Consider the following 18,852-nt stretch of genomic DNA (forward strand, 5'->3'; position numbering starts at 1 on the left):
GAATGGCGCGGGCCGCAACCGCCTATGTCTGCCCAGCCCCAGCCTGCACCTCTGCCTGCACCTCGACCGAGGCGTCGTCCAGCACAGCCCCAACGGCCAGCGGCGAGGCCGTCGGCGTCACCGTGCGGAAGGCACCCGTCACCTGCGGCGCGGCGCGGCGGGTCATCCGGTACAGCGCATAGGCCGCCAGCGCGACATAGAGGATGCCGATGAACAGGAAGAATCCGCGTGGGCCAACGGTCTCCATCATCCAGCCGGTGGCGGTGGGGCCGAAGATCGCCCCGAAACCGTTCAGGAAGATCAGCCCCGCCGAAGCTGCGGCCATCTGCTCGCGGGTCAGGAAGTCGTTGGTATAGGCGATCAGCAGGGCATAGACCGGGTTTGTGATTCCGCCCAGAAGCAGCGCCACCAGAATAAGCGCGACAAAGGGAAGCGGCACGAAGGCGGCAACCAGCATGGTCAGCGCCGCCATGGCCGACAGCCCCATGATCAGCGTGCGCCGGTCCATCCGGTCTGATGCCCAGCCGATCGGGTATTGCAGCACCAGCCCACCGACGTAGAGCGCGCCCACGAAGATCGAGATCTCGCGCACCGTCAGCCCCTCCTGCGCGCCCCAGACTGCGGCCATGCCGAACATTGCGGAAAACACGCCCCCAGTCAGCAGCATGCCCGCACAGCCCAGGGGCGAGATACGGAACAGATCCGCAAAGGGCAGGCGGCGGGTGGTGTCGAAGGCGGGCACGGGCGTGGGGGCAAGCAGGATGGGCATGAAGGCCAGCGAGACCAGCACCGAAGGGATGATGAACAGTGCAAAACCCGAAGGATCCGGCAGATTCAGGATTACCTGCGATGCGATGATCCCCAGCATCTGGACGATCATGTAGGCAGAAAGCGCCTGACCCCGGGTCTCGTTCCCGGAGGTATTGTTGATCCAGCTTTCCGCGGTGATGTAGACGCAGGAAAAGCAGAATCCTGCCAGAACCCGCAGCAACGTCCAGGCCATCCAGTCAGGATAGACCGGGTAGATCACCAGCACCGCCGAGATCAGCGACCCCATGGCCGCAAAGACCCGCACATGCCCCACACGCCGGATCATCCGCGGCGCGGCCCATGATCCGAACAGGAAACCCACGAAATAGGCCGCCATCACATAGGACAGTTGATAGGTCGTGAACCCTTCCAGATTGCCGCGAATACCCAGCAGCGTGCCCTGGATGCCGTTGCCGACCATCAGCAGCATTACGCCCATCAGCAGCGGCCAGGACTGGGTAAGAACGCGCAGCATCAGGGCTCCGGGATCAGAAGCGAGCTGTCGCCGTAAGAAAAGAAGCGATAGCCCTTTTGGATCGCATGTTGATAGATCCTGTCGATCCGGCTCTTTCCCATAAGCGCCGCAACCAGCATCATCAGCGTCGATTTCGGCAGGTGGAAGTTTGTCATCAGCGCGTCGGTTACGCGGAAGCGGTAGCCGGGATAGATGAAGATGTCGGTTTCGGCCTCGAAGGGGTGCAGGACGCCGGCCTCGTCGGCTGCGCTTTCGATCAGACGCAACGCGGTGGTGCCGACCGGAATCACCCGTCCCCCTGCCCGCCTGGTTGCATTGATCTCTGCCGCCGCCGCCGCGGTGACGCGACCCCATTCGGCGTGCATCCGGTGGGTTGTCACGTCCTCGACCTTTACCGGCAGGAAGGTACCGGCACCGACATGCAGGGTGACCTCGGTGAAATCCACCCCCTTCGCCGCCAGCGCCCGCAACAGCGGTTCGTCGAAGTGAAGGCTGGCAGTGGGGGCAGCCACCGCCCCCGCATGGCGGGCAAAGACGGTCTGATAGTCGGTCTTGTCCTGGTCATCCGCTGCGCGCTTGGCGGCGATGTAGGGCGGCAGGGGCATGACACCTGCCTCGGCCAGTGCGGCGTCGAAATCCTCGCCCGTCAGGTCAAAGGCCAGCGTCAGATCAGTTTCGGACTTCGAGGCCACGGTTGCGGACAGACGGTCAGAAAAGCGGATCACCTCGCCCGCCTGCACCTTGCGCAGGGGCTTGGCCAGCGCGCGCCAGCCCTGCGAAACGGGCTCCAGCAGCGTCACCTCTATCCTGGCGACAGCGTCGCCACGTTGCCGCGTGCCGAACAGGCGGGCGGGCAGAACCTTGGTGTTGTTCAGCACCAGCCGGTCGCCGGGGCGGAAGATCTCCACCAGGTCAAAGACATGCCGGTCGCTGATCCGGTCGCCTTCGGCCAGCAGCAGCCGTGCATGGGTGCGCGGCCGCGCAGGCCGGGTGGCGATCAGATGCTCCGGCAGGTCGAAATCGAAATCGGAAAGTTTCATCCGGCATCCTTCAGATTCGGCGGGGGCTGACGAAAGATTTCGCGGAACATGCCGGGCGTGAAGACCGAGAGGGGATTGACCGACACGTTCGGCGCCTCGGCTGTCCCTGTCACCCGGTAGTTGAAGCCGAAAAGCCCCTCGCCCCGGCGCGAAAAGATCTGTCCGACCCCATTGACCAGATAGATCGGAGAGATCACGCCCTGCAGGTCCATCCGTCCGCTTCCGGTCTGATAGAGCCCGGCAAAGGAAATGCCAAGCGAGGCACCCACGGCCGAGCCCTGGCTTATCTCCACCGCCTCTGGCGTCAGGATGAAGCTGACCTGGCCATTGTTGAAGGCCAGCCCCTCTCCGCCCATCTGCTCCAGCAGACCCACGACCGAAATCGCCGACAGAAGCTCGGCCAGCGCCGGCGCACCCTGCACCCGCATCCGGGTAAATGTGGCGCGGCCGTCATACTGGCCCGCCGGCCCGCGCGGCAAAAGCGTCAAGTCCAGTTCGCCCCCGCGGCCCTTGTCGAAGATGCCGGCCGCCGCCATCACCGTGCCCGCATTCCGCGAGGTGATGCGGAAGGCGCTGCCACCAACGGCCGGCGCCATGGTGCCCAGAACCTCGCCCTGGCCGTTGACGCCGGCGCGGAACTGGCCGTTCAACCCGCCGCGTTGCCGGAATTCACCGCTGAACCCGGTCAGACTGATCCCGTCGCTGATCACCAGCCGGTCCAGGGCCAGCCGGATCGTTCCGCCCAGGCCCGCCCCGCTGCCAGTGCTGCCGTCCGGCATGCGACGGATGTCGATCCGCCCACTGGTCACGGCCACATCCAGCGCCCCGCCCCGACCGCCGCCTTTCAGTGTCACGGGCGCGTCCAGCCAGTCGCCTGCCCTGACCCGCGTGAACTGCGCAGTATCGAGGCCGCCGCCCTCGCGCGTGGTGATCCGGCCCTCGGCCTGCAGACCAGGCGCCGAAAACTTGAGCCGCTCCACCTCGGGCGTGCGGGTCAGGCGCGCCTCCAGGTCCAGGGAACCGCGGGTACCTGCGGGCTTGGACCAGTCCAACGCATCCAGCCGCAGCGCAAGGCCGGCCAGGGTCGAGGTCAGCGTCAGTTGCGGCGGCTGGTCCTTGACCAGCGCGATATCGATCGCCGCCGGCCCTTCGCCGCGAACGCTGCCCTCGGGCAATTCGACCCCCAGATCCCTGAGTGCCACATCGGACAGCATCACCGTGCCATTCACCCGCGCGCGTCCGTTCTGGTCGGGGCCGAAGCCCTGCACATAGGTCAGATCGACGGGCATGCGGTCCAGCACACCCCTGCCCGACAGCTCCATTCCGTCGGTGTCCACCGCAACCGCGATCTCGTCAGACCGCAGGATACGGCCCGGCACCAGCGACGGCGAGGTGAAGTCAACGATCCTGCCAGTCACGACAAAATCGACATCCGGCAGGTCGATCCGCGGCTTCAGCGGCAGATACATCGTCGTGACAAGTTCGGCCCGGCCATTACCCAGGTTCACCGGCTGTCCGGCCTTGGAAAAGAAGCTGAACGGCGGCTGGTCCAGCAGCGACAGCGTGGCTGTCAGCGGCGAGGAGGTGCGCAGGATGATCTTTGCCGTGGCCGGGCGCTGCGTGACGTCCAGCACCTGGAAGATGGATCCATCCGCCTCGATCCGCCCACCCTCGGGCGGCACGACATGGCCGCGCTCAAGCCGCACGGTATAGACGTTGTTTTCCAGCATGGCATGTCCACGCGCGCCCAGGACTTCTGGCAGAGTGCGGACAAAGCGCACCCGCGCCTCCGAGAATTCGTAGCCAAGCGCCAGCCGCGGCTGCCCGCCTGGCGACAGGCGCAGCGCGGCGCGCACGTTGCTCAGACTGGCGGCGCCGACATTGCTGGCAAACCAGTCCCGCGTCTTCGGCACCGCCGATAGCGGCCAGAGCTTAAGCAGCCTGTCGGCATCGATACGGTCGAGCTGAACGTCCAGCGCCCCGTCCCAGCCTTGTGGGGTGGCGGTGACCGCACCGCTCAGGTGCAGCCGCTCTCCGGCGTCCACCAGGGCAAGCTGGCCGATCTCCACCCGGAACGGATCCAGCCGCAACCGCAGGTCCAGCGCGCCCTGACCAAAGCGAACGGGTTCCTCAAAAAGACCCTCGGGATCGACCATCACCTCAGACGCGGCCATCTGCATCACCAGCATCTGTGGCAGGTTTCCCGACGCCAGAGGCGCCCCCTGCGAATCCTGCAGAAAGCCGAAGCCGGTTGCCCGCAACCGCAGCGATGGGCTTTCCACCGAAAGGTCGGTCAGGCTAAGCCGCGCCGTCTCGGGATCGAAGCGCAGCGCCAGCCTCGCGCGGTCAAAGGCAACGGGCCGCGCCGCGCCACCGGGCGCCAGGCTGCCGGCGGCCAGTTCCAGTTCGGCCGACAGATCGGAAATCGCGCCGGCGCCGGAAATGGCGACATCAAGCCCGCCCGAGATCGGCGCATCGACTGCGGCCAGAAAGGCCAGCGGCGGCGCAAGGGCAGCCAGGTCGCCCGCTGCCAGATTGTCCATCGAGGCGGAAAAGCTGGCCGCCCCGTCTGCCTTGTCCAGATTCAGCCGCAGCGTCGCCTGCGCCGCGGCCTGTCCGTCCAGCAGCGTCAGGCCAAGTTCGCCCGAGATCCTGTCACGCTGGCTTTCGACCGTCAGGCGCCCATCGCCCACCTCCCAGGTCCGACGGGCGCGATCGTCGGTCAGGCTGAGGGTCAGCGCCTCGGCCTCGATCGTGCGCAGCGCGGCAAGTGCGGGGGTGGAAAACAGTGCCGCCGCCCCGTCCAGCACGTCGGCAACCGTCTGCGGCCCTGCCGCGCCCCCCCCTCCGAAATCCAGATCCAGCCGACCGGCGCTGTCGCGACGCACGGCAAGCCGGGCGCCGACCAGGCGGACCGAGACAGGCCGAACCCTGCCCTCGGCCAGCGAGGCAAGATCGAAGGCAACCAGGGCTTCGGGCAGGGTCAGCAGCGACCGGCCCGAAGCAGACAGCAGCCTGATGTCCTGCAGCCGGAAGCGCGGCGCAAAGTGATCGTCCACGGCAACTTCCACCGCCCCCAGCGATACCGCGCTTCCCGCTGGAAGGTTGTCTCCGGCAAGCCCGGCGTTCAGACGCGCCTCGATCTCGGCCACCGCGGCCGTGGGAAGGCGCAGTGCCTTGCCGGTGTAGGCCATGGCAAGATAGCCGAAACCAAGCGCAAGCCCGACGAGGGTCAGCACCACCGTCAGGCTGAAGCGAACACGCTTCGCCCCGCGCGCAGGGCGGCGCGGGGGCCCCACCGGGGCCGTGGCGACCTCGGCTGTCTGCCTGTTGCGTTCAGGCACCTTGTCCGCCAGATGGGCCGCCCTTCCGTCCTCCATACCTGCCCGTGCGCACCTTGCCCCTATCCTGCGACCCCTGCCGAAAGTCACCGGGTTCCTTGCCTTTGACTTTGGCAGAAGGCAACTAGAACGGAAGTCACATTCCCTAAAAAGGCAAGGAGCCGCCCATGATTTCCGCCGGCGATACCGCCCCCGATTTCACCCTGCCGCGCGATGGCGGCGCCACGGTCACGCTGTCTGCCCTGCGGCCCAGTAAGGTCGTGCTCTACTTCTACCCCAAGGACGACACCCCCGGCTGCACGCTAGAGGCGCAGGACTTCAACGCGCGACTCGCCGACTTCACCGCCGCCGGGGCCACGGTGATCGGAATTTCCAAGGACAGCGTGAAAAGCCATGACAAGTTCTGCAAGAAGCATGGCCTCGGCATCATCCTGGCCTCGGACGAAGGCGGCACCACCTGCGAAGACTACGGCGTATGGGTCGAAAAAAGCATGTATGGCCGCACCTACATGGGCATCGAACGTTCGACCTTCCTGATCGACGGCACAGGCAAGGTCGTGCGCGTCTGGCCCAAGGTCAGCGTCAAGGGCCACGCCGACGAGGTGCTGGCGGCGGTCAAGGCCCTGTGAGATAAGGCCGGGCGCAAATTCTCACGCCGGAATTTGCAAGTCTTTCGGAAAGATTTGCAGGAGCCTGCCCGATGCCCTTGTCCCTTGCCGAAATGGCCGTCGATGTGCTGACCACCCCTGACGGTCGCGCCAAGACGGCGCTTTCGCGCGCACATGCCGCAGCATGGTTCGCCGCGCGCGCCCAGGGGCAGCCCCTGCCGATCGGGCGCGCAAACCCTCCCCTGCGCCCGGCCCGTCCGGCGCGGCCCGAACTTCTGGCGCCGAAGGACGTTCCCCGCCGCCGCCCCGGCACGTTACAGGGGCGGATCGCGCTGCTGCATGCCGTCGCCCACATCGAACTGAACGCGGTCGATCTGCACTGGGACATCATCGCGCGTTTCGCCGACCAGCCGATGCCGATGGGTTTCTACGATGACTGGGTAAAGGCCGCGGACGAAGAAGCCAAGCATTTCAACCTGGTCTGCGACTGTCTGGAAGGCATGGGCAGCCATTATGGCGCCCTGCCCGCCCATGCCGGAATGTGGCGCGCGGCCGAGGATACGGCATCCGACCTGCAAGGCCGACTTGCCGTCGTGCCCATGGTGCTGGAAGCGCGGGGCCTCGACGTGACGCCGGGCATGATCGAGATCTTCCGCAAAGCGGGCGAAACCGCAGCAGTCTCGGCGCTTGAGATGATCTATGCCGAAGAGGTCGGCCATGTCGCCTATGGCTCGAAATGGTTCAACTGGCTTTGTGGACGGGACGGCACCGACCCGAAGGAGGTGTTCCACACGCTGGTCCGACGCTACTTCCACGGCGCGCTGAAGCCACCCTTCAACGAGGAAAAGCGCGCAGACGCGGGCCTTCCACCCGACTTCTACTGGCCGCTGGCCGAGGCCGCCGACTGATCGGCGGTTTCTTGCCGATGAAATCACGAGACCGGGCAGGAAAACCCACCCTGTGGTCAAAATCGTTGCGGCGCTGAAACAGGCTGGCTAATCAAACGGCACCCGACGCCGCCTCACGCGCTGGACGGGACCAGCTGACGGCAGAAACGCCTGTCACCCGCAACAAGGGCATGAAACGGATGACCAAGACGTGCTGAACCGCCTCGCCTACCGGTTTCACCAGACACTGGAGCACCATTTTCCCGAACAGCGGTTGTTCCTCAAGTCGGACACCGAAACCCGCTTCATCCGCCTGCGCCCGGCCACCCAGCTGATCGCGCTGGTGGGGGGCACACTGGCGCTGGCCTGGACCATCGTCGCTACCGCAGTGATCATGATGGATACGATCGGTGCGGGGTCGGCGCGCGAACAGTCGGCGCGCGCCCAGGCACGTTATGAAGAGCGGCTGAACGCGCTGTCGGCCGATCGCGACCTGCGCGCCGAGGAAGCGGCCCGTGCGCAGGAACGATACAACCTTGCCCTGGCGCAGGTATCGGACATGCAGGAACGGCTTCTTGCTTCCGAGGACCGCCGGCGCGAACTGGAAACCGGAATCGACGCCATTCAGGAAACGCTCCGCCGGACCATCAAGGAACGGGACGAGGCGCGGGCCGAGGCGGAAAGGGCTACGCTGGCGCTGAACGAACAGCACGGCGGGGCAACCGAAATCGGTCGCATCCGTGACGCAGTGGCAACACTGGAATTCCTGGTGAATGCGCTTGGTCTGACCGCCGAGGAACGGGACGAGATGCTTGCCGCCGCGGACGCCGCGCGCGAGGAAGCCCGTCTGATCGCGGAAGAAAAGCGCGCTCTGGAACAGCGCAACGATCTCATCTTCTCACGGCTGGAAGAGGCCGTCACCGTGTCGATGGAGCCGCTGAACAGGATGTTCCGCGAGGCCGGCATGTCGCCAGAGGACCTGTTAAAGACCATCCGGCGCGGCTATTCCGGCCAGGGCGGGCCGCTTACGCCGATTTCGATGTCGACTTCGGGCGCGGTGCCGACACCCGAGGAACTGCGTGCAAACGCAATTCTGGACGGTCTGGACGAGATGAACATGTATCGCATCGCTGCCTTCAAGCTGCCGTTCGCGATGCCGGTCAAGGACCGCTTCCGCTGGACATCGGGATTCGGCTACCGTCGTGACCCCAAGGGTGCGGGCACCCGCATGCACGAAGGCACCGACATGGCCGGCGCCTACGGCACCCCGATCTACGCCACGGCGGACGGTGTGGTGGTTCATGCCGGATGGGACAACGGCTATGGCCGGCTTGTGACCATCCGCCACGATTTCGGCGTCGAGACGCGCTATGCACATCTTAGTCAGATCCGCGTCGAGGTAGGCCAAAGGGTCTCGCGCGGGGACCGGATCGGTGATATGGGCAATTCAGGCCGGTCGACTGGCACCCACCTTCACTACGAGGTGCGTCTGAACGGATCGCCCGTGAACCCGATGACCTTCATAAAGGCAGCGAAAAATGTTTTCTAAGAGCCGCATCAACGAGCCCGGCCCCAAGGCTGAAGCAGATAAGGCCAAAGCCCCGGAGGCCCCGATGACCAAACCCGCGATGGACTTCACTGCCTCGGCGCCGAAGGGCAAGGCGGCTGTGTCGGTTCTGTCCTCTGACCTGACAGTGGTCGGCAACCTGCGCACCACCGGCGACATCCAGGTGGAGGGCACCGTCGAAGGCGACATCCGCGCCCACCTGCTGACCGTGGGCGAAAGCGCCACCATTCGCGGCGAGATCGTGGCCGACGACATCGTGGTGAACGGGCGCGTGATCGGGCGCGTGCGCGGGCTGAAGGTTCGCCTGACATCGACTGCACGGGTCGAAGGCGACATCATCCACAAGACCATCGCCATCGAATCCGGCGCGCATTTCGAGGGCTCTGTTCAGCGGCAGGAAGATCCGCTGGCCACCGGCCGGCCGACGACCGCCGGTTCCGCAAGGCCTGACGCGGCGGCCGTCGCACCGGCGCCGGGCGACGCAGGCTGAGATTGAACCGCGCATGCGGCTTTCAAGGGCATCGGGGCACCCCTCGGTGCCCGTTTCATTTTGTGCGCCCGCCGACCGCGGGCTGGTTCTGGCAGCGGCAATTCTGGCTTCGTCCATGGGGTTCATCGATTCCTCGGTGACCGCCATCGCCATGCCCGCGATGCGCACCGGGCTGGGGGCAAGCCTTGTCCAGGCGCAATGGATCAACGCGACCTATCTTCTGGCCCTGTCCTCGCTGGTGCTGGCCGGCGGCGCGCTGGGGGACCGCTTCGGCACGGCTCGGGTCTTCGCCGCCGGGATCCTGATCTTTGTCGCCGGGTCGGTCGCCTGTGCGCTGGCACTTGACCCCGGTCAGATGATCGCGGCCCGCGCTGTCAAGGGCATCGGCGCCGCGCTCATGGTGCCAGGCTCGATGGCGCTGGTCTCGCGCGCCTATCCGGTCGCCGATCGCGGTCGGGCGCTTGGCCTCTGGGCTGCCGCCTCGACGATGACGACCGCGCTGGGGCCGGTGCTGGGCGGCATGATGATCACATGGGGCGGTGAGGCAGGCTGGCGGATGATCTTCGGGCTGAATCTGCCTCTGGGCCTGGCCGCTCTGGCGCTGATCCGGGGCCGGACCGCAGGGGATCGCGGCGCAGCCGTGCTGCGGGTGGACTGGGTGGGGGTGGTGCTGGCGACGCTTGGCCTGGGGCTTCTGGCCTGGGCGCTGACGCAGCCGGGGGCGCCTCTGGGGCTGTGGCTTCTGACGGCCCTGACACTTGCCGCCTTCCTGGTCTGGCAGGCCATGGCGCCTGCGCCGATGTTGCGGCTGGGAATGTTCCGCTCGCGTCTCTTCAGCCTGACGAATCTGGTCACGCTGTTCCTGTATTTCGCGTTGAACGGCGTGATGTTCTATCTGCCGATGACCGCGGTTTCGGCCTGGGGCGTGACGGAACTGCAGGTGACGGCGGCCTTCCTGCCGATCTCGGTTCTGATCGGGCTGCTTTCGGCGCCAGCCGGTCGCTGGGCCGATCGTATCGGGCCCGGCCCACTGATGGCGGCGGGATCGGCGCTGGTCGCCTGCGCCTATGCCGGGCTGTGGTGGACCGCCGCATCCGGCGATTTCTGGGGCCATGTGGTGCCCCTCATGGCCCTTGGCGGACTGGGCCTGGGCCTTGCGGTCGCGCCGCTTACAGCTGCAGCGATGCAGGTAGCGGAAGACGGCGAACAGGGCGCGGCCTCGGGCGTGAACAATGCCGTGGCGCGGGTCGCCGGGCTGATCGCGATTGCCGCCCTTGGGCAGGTCGCCGAGCGCGCCTACGGATCGGGGACGCCAGGCTTCGGCTTGCCCGGTGCCGGACCCGTGCACCTGGCGGCCACCGGCGCAGCGTTCGGCAGCGTCGCGCTGATCGGGGCAATCATGGCCGGGCTTGCCGCCCTGCTTGCCATGGGGATCGGGGGGAAGGCTCAGGTGATCGCGCGCCGGTAAAGGTGCCAGCTTGCGTGGCCGAACAGCGGCAGCACGACGAACAGGCCGACGAAACCGGGAAGCATGCCGACAAACAGGCAGGCCCCGATCAGCGCGCCCCAGCCCAGCATGACGACCGGGTTTTCTCGCACCAGGGCAAAGCTGGTCAGCATTGCGGTGACGAAATCCACCTCGCGGTCCAGAAGCATCGGCAGGCTGACCACCGTCAGGCTGAACAGCAGCGCCGCAAAGACTGCGCCAACCGCTGTGCCGAAGGCCAGCATCGCCAGCCCCTGCGCCGACAGGAACACCGCCAGCGAGGACGAGACATTGGTCATCGTCGCATTGCCAAGGAACAGCGCGAAGATCATGTGCGCGAGGAAGTTCCAGAACAGGAAATAGACCACGATCACCGCGGCGATGGCCGGGATCTGGCGGTCCTTCTGGCGGAAGATGACGCCGAAGATCTCGGTCGCGCGCAGGGGTTCGCCCGCCTCGAGCCGCCGCGATATTTCATAGAAGCCGCAGGCGATGAAAGGCCCCAGGATCGGAAAGCCAGCGCTGGCCGGCAGGGTCCACCAGACCTGGCCCTTCGTCGTCATCGCCCAGACGATCAGCCAGCCCCCCAGCACATAGACCAGCGAAAAGATGAAGCCCAGCAACGGCGCACGGCGGAAATCCTGCCAGCCAAGGGCAAGGCTGGCCTTCAGGTCAGAAAGATCGACCTGGTTGATTTCGGGCGTGGCAGTGGCGGTGGCGTCGTTCATGCCGAAAGATTAGGCGGCACGACAAGGATCTGGCAAGCGGGATCCGCCATGGCGCAGGCCGACCGCCGCGGCTGCGACTGTCTGCTTGCCGGCCTGCGCCTGAAGGCTTTCCGGGCAAGGCCATGCCTACCGACCGGCGGACATGGCCGGCCTCAGTCCACGTCCTCGATGTCGCCGCGCTTCTTGCCGCTGGCATTCAGGGCCAGCGTCGCCTGCATGAAGCCGTCCAGATCGCCGTCAAGCACCCCCTGCGTGTCGGACGTCTGATACCCCGTCCGCAGATCCTTGACCATCTGGTAGGGTTGCAGCACATAGGACCGGATCTGGTTACCCCAGCCAGCCTCGCCCTTGTTCTCGTAGGCTTCGTTGATCGCGGCGTTCCGCTTGTCCAGCTCCATCTGATACAGCCGCGACTTCAGCGCCTTCATCGCGATGTCGCGGTTCTGGTGCTGCGACTTGAGGGACGAGGTGACGACGATCCCCGTCGGAAAGTGGGTGATCCGAACGGCAGAGTCGGTCTTGTTGACGTGCTGGCCGCCGGCACCGCTGGAGCGGAAGGTGTCGATGCGGATGTCCTTGTCCAGCACCTCGATCTCGATGTTGTCATCCACCACCGGATAGACCCAGACGGAACAGAAAGACGTATGCCGCCGCGCCGCGCTGTCATAGGGCGAGATGCGGACAAGGCGATGTACCCCGGCCTCGGTCTTCAGCCAGCCATAGGCGTTGTGGCCAGAGATCTTGTAACTGGCCGACTTGATGCCCGCACCTTCGCCTTCGGTCTCGGACTGAAGCTCGACCGTATAGCCGTGCTTTTCCGCCCAGCGAACATACATCCGTGCCAGCATGGCTGCCCAGTCGCAGCTTTCGGTGCCGCCTGCACCGGCGTTGATTTCCAGAAAGGTATCGTTGGCGTCGGCCTCGCCGTTCAGCAGGGCCTCCATTTCCTTGGCGTGGGCAGTCTTGACCAGATCGGCCAATGCCTTTTCCGCCTCGGCCACGATCTCGGCATCGCCCTCGGCCTCGCCGAGTTCAATCAGTTCGACGTTTTCCTTCAGCCCGCGGTCGATCATCTTGTAGCCATTGACGGCATCCAGCAGCGCCTGGCGTTCGCGCATGAGCTTCTGCGCGCGGGCCGGATCGTTCCACAGATCCGGCGCCTCGATCATGGCGTCGTATTCCTCCAGCCGGTGCGGCGCGGTCTCCCAGTCCATCCGCTGGGCCAGAAGCTTCAGCGATTTCTGGATCGCTTCGATGTTGGCTTGGGTCTCGGCGCGCATCTTCGGGTCGTGTCCTGAGGTTTCAGCGGGCGGTCATAAGGCTTTGGCCGCGCGCCGGCAAGGGCGCGGGCAGCGCCAGGGGGGGATGTGTCAGTACAGGCCGCCAGAGGAAACCGTGCCGAAATCGGCCTTCTTCGGCACGACGACGGTCTGGCCCTCGGCATTGGTGACGGTGGTGCCACTGTCACCCTCGCCCTCGCCATAGGCGAAGAGCGGCAGGTTCGAACCCATTGCAAAGCCGCCATCCACCATCGCCCCAAGGCCGAAGATCGGCGTCTCGCCGTCGCGGAAATATTCGGCCACCACATGATCGCCGGTCGCATCGTCGGGCAGCGGCTGGCCGGTAAAGCGGTCGATCTTGATGAAATAGCCACCTGGCGGCACGGCAAACTTGCCGCCGCCATATTTCTTGATCGCTTCCCGCATGAAGCTTTCGAACACCGGCCCGCAGAAGCCCCCGCCCGAGGCGCCAGCCATGGTGCGCGGCTGATCATAGCCGATGTAGCAGCCGGCCGCGATGTTCGAGGTGTAACCGATGAACCAGACGTCCTTCGAATCGTTCGTCGTCCCGGTCTTGCCCGCCACCGGGACCGGCAGGTTGATGCCGCGCGCCGTGCCGCGCTGGACGACCCCCTCCATCATGCTGGTCAACTGATAGGCGGTGATCGCGTTCATCACCCGCTCGCGGTTGGTGCGGATGGTGACGCCCCTGCCCTGCGGCAGATCGGCGGCGCTGCAGTTTTCGCAGACGCGCTGGTCGTGGCGATAGATCGTCCGGCCGTAGCGGTCCTGCACCCTGTCCACAAGCGTTGGCTCGACCCGCTCGCCGCCATTGGCGAACATGGCATAGGCCGCGACCATCTTGAACAGCGTCGTTTCCTGCGCCCCCAGCGAATTGGCAAGGAACGGGCCCATCCGGTCATAGACCCCGAAGCGCTCAGCATAGGCCGCCACCGTCTGCATGCCGATTTCCTGCGCGATGCGCACGGTCATCAGGTTGCGGCTCTGCTCGATGCCGGTGCGCAACGGCGTGGGGCCGTAGTATTTGCCCGAGGCATTCTTCGGCGTCCAAAGACCCTGCGGCGTGTCCACCTCGATCGGCGCATCGACGACGATTGTCGCCGGGGTAAAGCCCGAATCCAGTGCCGCGGCATAGACGAAGGGCTTGAAGCTCGACCCAGGCTGCCGCGTGGCCTGCGTCGCCCGGTTGAACACCGAATCCTGATAGCTGAACCCGCCCTGCATCGCCAGAACCCGGCCCGAGTTCACGTCCATGGCCATGAAGGCACCCTGCACCTCCGGCACCTGGCGCAGCGACCAGCGCCGGAAGGTGCCATCGTCGTTCGTCACCGCGCGAACCAGAACCACATCGCCGACCTCGACCAGATCGCCGGCGACCTTGGCGCGCGGCCCCAGCGTCCCGTCGGCGCGGCGTTTGCGCGCCCAGGTCACATCCTCGGCAGGGATGAAATGGCCGTCCTCGTCCTCGGCGACGCCCTCGATGCCGATGCGCGCGCTGTTGCTGCCAACCTCCAGCACGACGGCCGGAAACCAGGTGGCCACGTCGCGCGGCACCTCGACCTCCGCCAGAGCGGCGCGCCAGTCGGCTTCCGAGGTCAGCCGATCGGCCGGGATCTTCTTGCCGGTTCCGCGCCAGACCCCCTGGGATCGATCGTATTTCTCCAACCCCTCGCGCAGGGCCGCGGCGGCGGCGGCCTGAAGATCAGGGTCTACCGTAGCGCGGATCGTCAGACCGCCCGAAAAGAACTCTTCTTCCCCGAAGGTGCCTGAAAGCTGGCGCCGGATTTCGTCGGTGAAGTAGTCTCGCGGCGGCAGCGCCTCGCGGAATGCCTCGTAGTGGCCGCCCTGGACCGTCAGCAGCGGTTCGTTGCGCGCTGCCTCATAGGTCGCGTCGTCGATGTAGCCGTTGTCTCGCATCTCGCGCAGCACATAGTTCCGCCGGGCGATGGCTTCCTTTTCCTGGCGGACCGGATGCAGGTTGCCGGGCCTTTGTGCCAGCGCGGCCAGATAGGCGACCTCGGCAACCGACAGCTGCGCCAGGGTCTTGTTGAAATAGGTCTGCGCCGCCGCCGCCACGCCATACGAGTTCTGACCGAGGAAGATCTCGTTCAGATAGAGTTCCAGGATCTTTTCCTTGCTCATTGCGCCTTCGACGCGGGCGGCCAGGATGATTTCCTTGATCTTGCGTTCCGCCGTCCGGTCCGAGGACAGCAGGAAGTTCTTCATCACCTGCTGGGTGATGGTCGAGGCACCCCGAACCCTTTCGCCCCGCGTGCGCACGGCCTCGACCACGGCGGCGATCATCCCGCGCGTGTCATAGCCGTGGTGGGTATAGAAGTTCTTGTCCTCTGCGCTGATGAAGGCCTGCTTCACCAGATCGGGGATATCCTCGGCTGGCACGAACAGGCGGCGTTCGCGGGCGAATTCGTCGATGATCTCGCCTTCGCCGGAATAAATGCGGCTGATCGTGGCAGGCGTGTATTGCGCCAGGCTTTCATAGCTGGGCAAGTCACGGGAATACATGTAGAAAATGCCGCCCAGCGTGAGCGCGGCAAAGACCAGGCCCAGCGTCACCGCCGAAAAGATGCCGCCCAGAACATTGCCGACGAAACGAAGCACGCGCGCCCCCGCAGATTGCCAGCCTCCCCTATACCAGACGCCGGGGCCCGTCAAAACCTTGACCGGTCACTTTTTCAGCAGCAGCGGGCTTTTGCGCCGATGCCGGGCGCACTCAGGGGGCAACCAGTGCGCGCAGTTCGGCATCCTCTTGTGCCCATGCCACCAGGGCGCTGCGCAGGGCCTCGGCCATCTGGGCCCGCCACTTTGCATCGGTAAGCCGCGCAAAGTCGCGTTCCGATGACAGGAACCCCAGTTCCAGCAGAACCGAAGGGATATCGGGGGATTTCAGAACAGAGAAGCTGCCGGTCTGGCGCGGCCGGCGATGCATCCGCAGACCTTCCGCCCGGATCGCTTCCACGATGGCACCGGCCAGTCTATCGGTCCTGGGCGAGGTTTCGGTGCGGGCCATGTCCATGAGCACCTGCGCTACCACGTCATCCTGATCCGACAGGTCAAGTCCCGCCAGAAGATCGTCGCGGTCGTGCCGTTCGGCGAGCGCCGCGCTTGCGGCATCTGTCGCCTTCTCGTCCAGCGTATAGACCGTAGCCCCGATCGCATCGCCCTGCGCCAGAGAATCGGCGTGAAGCGATATGAACAGGTCGGCGCGGGCATCGCGCGCCACCGAAGTCCGGGTTTCAAGCGGCACGAAGATGTCTTCCTCGCGGGTCATCACAACGCGGAAGCGGCCGTCCCGGACAAGCACCTCCTTCAGCTCACGCGCGAAGGTCAGCATCAGTGCAGCCTCGGTATAGCCCTCACGCTCGGCCCCGGGGTCGATGCCGCCGTGGCCGGGATCAAGGACCACGGTGATCGGCCCGGCGCCTTCAGGCAAGGGGGGCGGCAGGTCGGCAGCGGCAGGCGCCACCCATTCGGGCAGCTCCGGCTGGGCGGCAAGCGCGGCAAAACTTTCCGGGTCGGTCGCGGCCAGCCGCACCCGGATTGCCGTGCCGCCTTCGGTGGTCATCTCGGACGACACGATCCTGCTGGGTGCGGACAGCTCGACCACCAGCCGGGACCAGCCCGGCCGGAAGCTGCCCGCCCGCAACGCAACCACCCCTTCGGGCAGGTCAAGATCGGCCGCGCCGGTCCAGTCCACCTCACGGGTGTCGATGACCAGACGCGGCGGCCCGTCAAGGAAGCGCATCCGCCACGGAACGGGCTGGCTGAGCGACAGCACAAGATCGACCTCATCCCCCGACCGGGTGACCGACGAGGCGGCGCGGTCAAGGCGGGCCAGCGCCGAAAGCCCCTGCGCCTGCACCGGCAGGACCAGCGAAAGCAGCAGAAGAACGAACCAGAGGGCGCGGAACGGGATCGGCATGGCTGGACTTATTCCCGCCCGGAAAGGAAAAGTAAATTCCGCACCGCAAGGCCATCGGCACCGTTCACAAACCGGCGATGGGCAATGCCCTGCCTTGATCTTTGCCGGCAGCCACCGCATCCTCCGCCCGACGACGCAGGGGTGTCCTTGTCTTGCATCCCGCCGCGAGCAGAAAGGATTACCCATGCGCCGCCTTGCCGCCATCGCCGCCCTGGCAACCGGCCTTCTTGCGCCGCCCGCCGTGGCCGAGATCACCGACCTTGATCGTGCTGCCCTGCGCGAAGAGATCCGGGCCTATCTTCTGGAAAATCCCGAAGTGCTGATCGAGGCGATGAACGTGCTGCAAACGCGCGAGCAGGACGCCATGGCGCAGCGCGACCTGATGCTTCTGGCCGAAAATGCCGACGCAATCTTTGCCAGCCCCGATGACTGGGTGGGCGGTAACCCGGACGGCGACGTGACGCTGGTGGAATTCATGGACTACCGCTGCGGCTACTGCCGCAAGGCCTATGCCGAGGTGGCGGAGCTGGTGGAATCCGACGGCAACATCCGCTTTGTCGTGAAGGAATTCCCGATCCTGGGTGAGGCCTCGCTGCAGTCTGCGCAGTTCGCCATTGCCGTCCGGCAGCTGCATGGCGATGCCGCCTACGAGACAGTGCATGACGCCCTGATCGCCCTGCGGGGCGAGCCGAACACCGAAACGCTTTCCCGCCTGGCAACGGATCTAGGCCTTGATCCACAGCCGATCCTGCATCGCATGGGTTCGGAGGAGGTGATGGCGGTCATCAAGGCGAACCATGCACTGGCCGACACGCTGGAGATTTCAGGGACGCCGACCTTCGTGCTGAAGAACATGATGCTGCGCGGCTACATCCCGCTGGATGCGATGCGAAACATCGTGGCCGAAGTGCGGGCCGACGGCTGAAGCGACAAGGCAGCACGCGTGCCGCCCTGAGACAGCCGCCCGGCGGTAGCCTGCGTCTAGCGCCCTGCCGCGTGTGCGGCAACTGGCCGCGCTATTCCGCCGCCAGTTTCTCTGCCGCCTCGATTTCGGCTGCCTTCTTCTCGACCAGTTCGACGATATGGTCGATCATCCGGTCGTTGGACAGCGTATGGTCCTGCTTGCCGGCGATGTAGACCATTCCCTTGCCCGCCCCGCCCCCGGTGAAGCCGATGTCGGTCATCAGGGCTTCGCCAGGGCCGTTCACCACGCAACCGATGATCGACAGGCTGATCGGCGTCTTGATGTGTTCCAGCCGCTTCTCCAGCGCCTCGACCGTCCTGATCACGTCGAACCCCTGCCGCGCACAGCTGGGGCAGCTGATGATCTGCACGCCCCGCGTGCGCAGGCCAAGGCTCTTGAGGATTTCGTAGCCGACCTTCACCTCTTCCACCGGGTCGGCCGACAGCGACACGCGGATCGTGTCGCCGATGCCGAACCACAGAAGGCTGCCCAGACCGATGGCCGATTTCACCGTGCCGGACATCAGCCCCCCGGCCTCGGTGATGCCCAGGTGGATCGGCGCGTCGGTGGCAATGGCAAGCTGCTGGTAGGCTGCCGCCGCCAGGAACACGTCGCTGGCCTTGCAGCTGATCTTGAACTCGTGGAAATCGTTGTCCTGCAGCAGCTTGATGTGATCCAGGGCCGACTCCACCATCGCATCCGGGCAGGGCTCGCCGTATTTCTCAAGCGGATGCTTTTCAAGGCTGCCCGCATTCACCCCGATGCGGATGCTGCACCCGTGGTCCCTGGCGGCCCGCACCACCTCGGCCACGCGCTTCGCGTCGCCGATGTTGCCGGGGTTGATCCGCAGGCAGGCTGCACCGGCCTCGGCCGCCTCGATGGCGCGCTTGTAGTGGAAATGGATGTCCGCGACGATCGGGACCGGGCTCTCGCTGACGATCTTGCGAAGGGCGCGCGTGCTGTCCTCGTCCGGGGTCGAGACACGAACGATGTCGGCCCCGGCGATCGCGCAACGCTGGATCTGTTCGATGGTCGCCGACACGTCCGTGGTCAGCGTATTGGTCATGGTCTGCACGCTGATCGGGGCATCGCCGCCCACCAGCACCTTTCCGACCCGGATCTGCCGCGACTTGCGCCGGTCGATATTGCGCCATGGACGGATCGGATTGTGGGTCATCTTGAAGCCTTGGCTGCACCTTCCCCGAAAGGATAGGG

Annotated in this window: 14 protein-coding genes; 6 read left to right on the forward strand and 8 right to left on the reverse strand. The window is 65.7% G+C overall.

Annotated elements, in window-relative coordinates:
• Positions 1-22: 22 nt before the first annotated feature.
• Genes EYB42_RS04815 through EYB42_RS04825 form a run of 3 tightly spaced genes read right to left on the reverse strand, consistent with a single transcriptional unit; the run spans position 23 to position 5,669 of the window.
• The gene (locus tag EYB42_RS04815) at positions 23-1,285 is read right to left on the reverse strand and encodes an MFS transporter (RefSeq protein ID WP_135448721.1); all 1,263 of its coding nucleotides are present in this window, start codon (positions 1,283-1,285) and stop codon (positions 23-25) included.
• On the reverse strand, positions 1,285-2,325 hold the full coding sequence (queA, locus tag EYB42_RS04820) for a tRNA preQ1(34) S-adenosylmethionine ribosyltransferase-isomerase QueA (protein ID WP_135448722.1): 1,041 nt from the start codon (positions 2,323-2,325) through the stop codon (positions 1,285-1,287). The genes EYB42_RS04815 and queA overlap by 1 nt, the downstream gene beginning before the upstream one ends.
• Positions 2,322-5,669: a hypothetical protein gene (locus EYB42_RS04825; protein ID WP_167850926.1), complete on the reverse strand. Its 3,348-nt coding sequence runs from the start codon at positions 5,667-5,669 to the stop codon at positions 2,322-2,324. Before EYB42_RS04825 ends, queA begins: the two co-directional genes overlap by 4 nt.
• A gap of 164 nt (positions 5,670-5,833) precedes the next feature.
• On the opposite strand from EYB42_RS04825, the gene EYB42_RS04830 reads away from it, so the two are divergent.
• The 5 genes from EYB42_RS04830 (at position 5,834) to EYB42_RS04850 (ending at position 10,686) form a co-directional block, all read left to right on the forward strand.
• The gene (locus EYB42_RS04830) at positions 5,834-6,295 is read left to right on the forward strand and encodes a peroxiredoxin (protein WP_135448724.1); all 462 of its coding nucleotides are present in this window, start codon (positions 5,834-5,836) and stop codon (positions 6,293-6,295) included.
• A 71-nt stretch (positions 6,296-6,366) separates the two neighbouring features.
• Positions 6,367-7,182: a ferritin-like domain-containing protein gene (locus tag EYB42_RS04835; RefSeq protein ID WP_240783966.1), complete on the forward strand. Its 816-nt coding sequence runs from the start codon at positions 6,367-6,369 to the stop codon at positions 7,180-7,182.
• Between the two features lie 190 nt (positions 7,183-7,372).
• Entirely contained in the window at positions 7,373-8,710 is a 1,338-nt protein-coding gene (locus EYB42_RS04840; protein WP_135448725.1) for a M23 family metallopeptidase, read from the forward strand.
• A complete protein-coding gene (locus tag EYB42_RS04845) occupies positions 8,700-9,218 on the forward strand; it encodes a bactofilin family protein (RefSeq protein ID WP_135448726.1) in 519 nt (172 codons plus the stop codon). The genes EYB42_RS04840 and EYB42_RS04845 overlap by 11 nt, the downstream gene beginning before the upstream one ends.
• 115 nt (positions 9,219-9,333) lie before the next feature.
• Positions 9,334-10,686 carry an MFS transporter gene (locus EYB42_RS04850; RefSeq protein WP_240783968.1) on the forward strand — a complete coding sequence of 451 codons (1,353 nt, stop codon included), beginning with the start codon at positions 9,334-9,336 and terminating at the stop codon, positions 10,684-10,686.
• Here the strand turns inward: EYB42_RS04850 and EYB42_RS04855 are convergent.
• The 4 genes from EYB42_RS04855 to EYB42_RS04870 all read right to left on the reverse strand — a co-directional run bounded on the left by EYB42_RS04855 (position 10,665) and on the right by EYB42_RS04870 (position 16,673).
• Positions 10,665-11,432 (reverse strand): DUF2189 domain-containing protein, encoded by a 768-nt coding sequence (locus EYB42_RS04855; RefSeq protein ID WP_135448728.1) that lies wholly within the window; start codon positions 11,430-11,432, stop codon positions 10,665-10,667. The genes EYB42_RS04850 and EYB42_RS04855 overlap by 22 nt on opposite strands.
• Before the next feature lie 152 nt (positions 11,433-11,584).
• Complete coding sequence (prfB, locus tag EYB42_RS04860) at positions 11,585-12,712, reverse strand: peptide chain release factor 2 (protein ID WP_135448729.1); 1,128 nt, start codon at positions 12,710-12,712, stop codon at positions 11,585-11,587.
• Positions 12,713-12,802: 90 nt separating this feature from the next.
• Complete coding sequence (locus tag EYB42_RS04865) at positions 12,803-15,352, reverse strand: penicillin-binding protein 1A (RefSeq protein WP_135448730.1); 2,550 nt, start codon at positions 15,350-15,352, stop codon at positions 12,803-12,805.
• A 112-nt stretch (positions 15,353-15,464) separates the two neighbouring features.
• On the reverse strand, positions 15,465-16,673 hold the full coding sequence (locus EYB42_RS04870) for an N-acetylmuramoyl-L-alanine amidase (protein WP_135448731.1): 1,209 nt from the start codon (positions 16,671-16,673) through the stop codon (positions 15,465-15,467).
• Positions 16,674-16,857: 184 nt separating this feature from the next.
• Between EYB42_RS04870 and EYB42_RS04875 the strand changes: the two genes are divergently transcribed.
• On the forward strand, positions 16,858-17,598 hold the full coding sequence (locus tag EYB42_RS04875; RefSeq protein WP_135448732.1) for a DsbA family protein: 741 nt from the start codon (positions 16,858-16,860) through the stop codon (positions 17,596-17,598).
• Between the two features lie 91 nt (positions 17,599-17,689).
• On the opposite strand, the gene ispG is transcribed toward EYB42_RS04875, so the two are convergent.
• On the reverse strand, positions 17,690-18,814 hold the full coding sequence (gene ispG / locus EYB42_RS04880; RefSeq protein ID WP_135448733.1) for a flavodoxin-dependent (E)-4-hydroxy-3-methylbut-2-enyl-diphosphate synthase: 1,125 nt from the start codon (positions 18,812-18,814) through the stop codon (positions 17,690-17,692).
• Positions 18,815-18,852 lie beyond the last annotated feature (38 nt).

This window comes from Tabrizicola caldifontis, assembly GCF_004762095.1.
Classification (GTDB): domain Bacteria; phylum Pseudomonadota; class Alphaproteobacteria; order Rhodobacterales; family Rhodobacteraceae; genus Tabrizicola; species Tabrizicola caldifontis.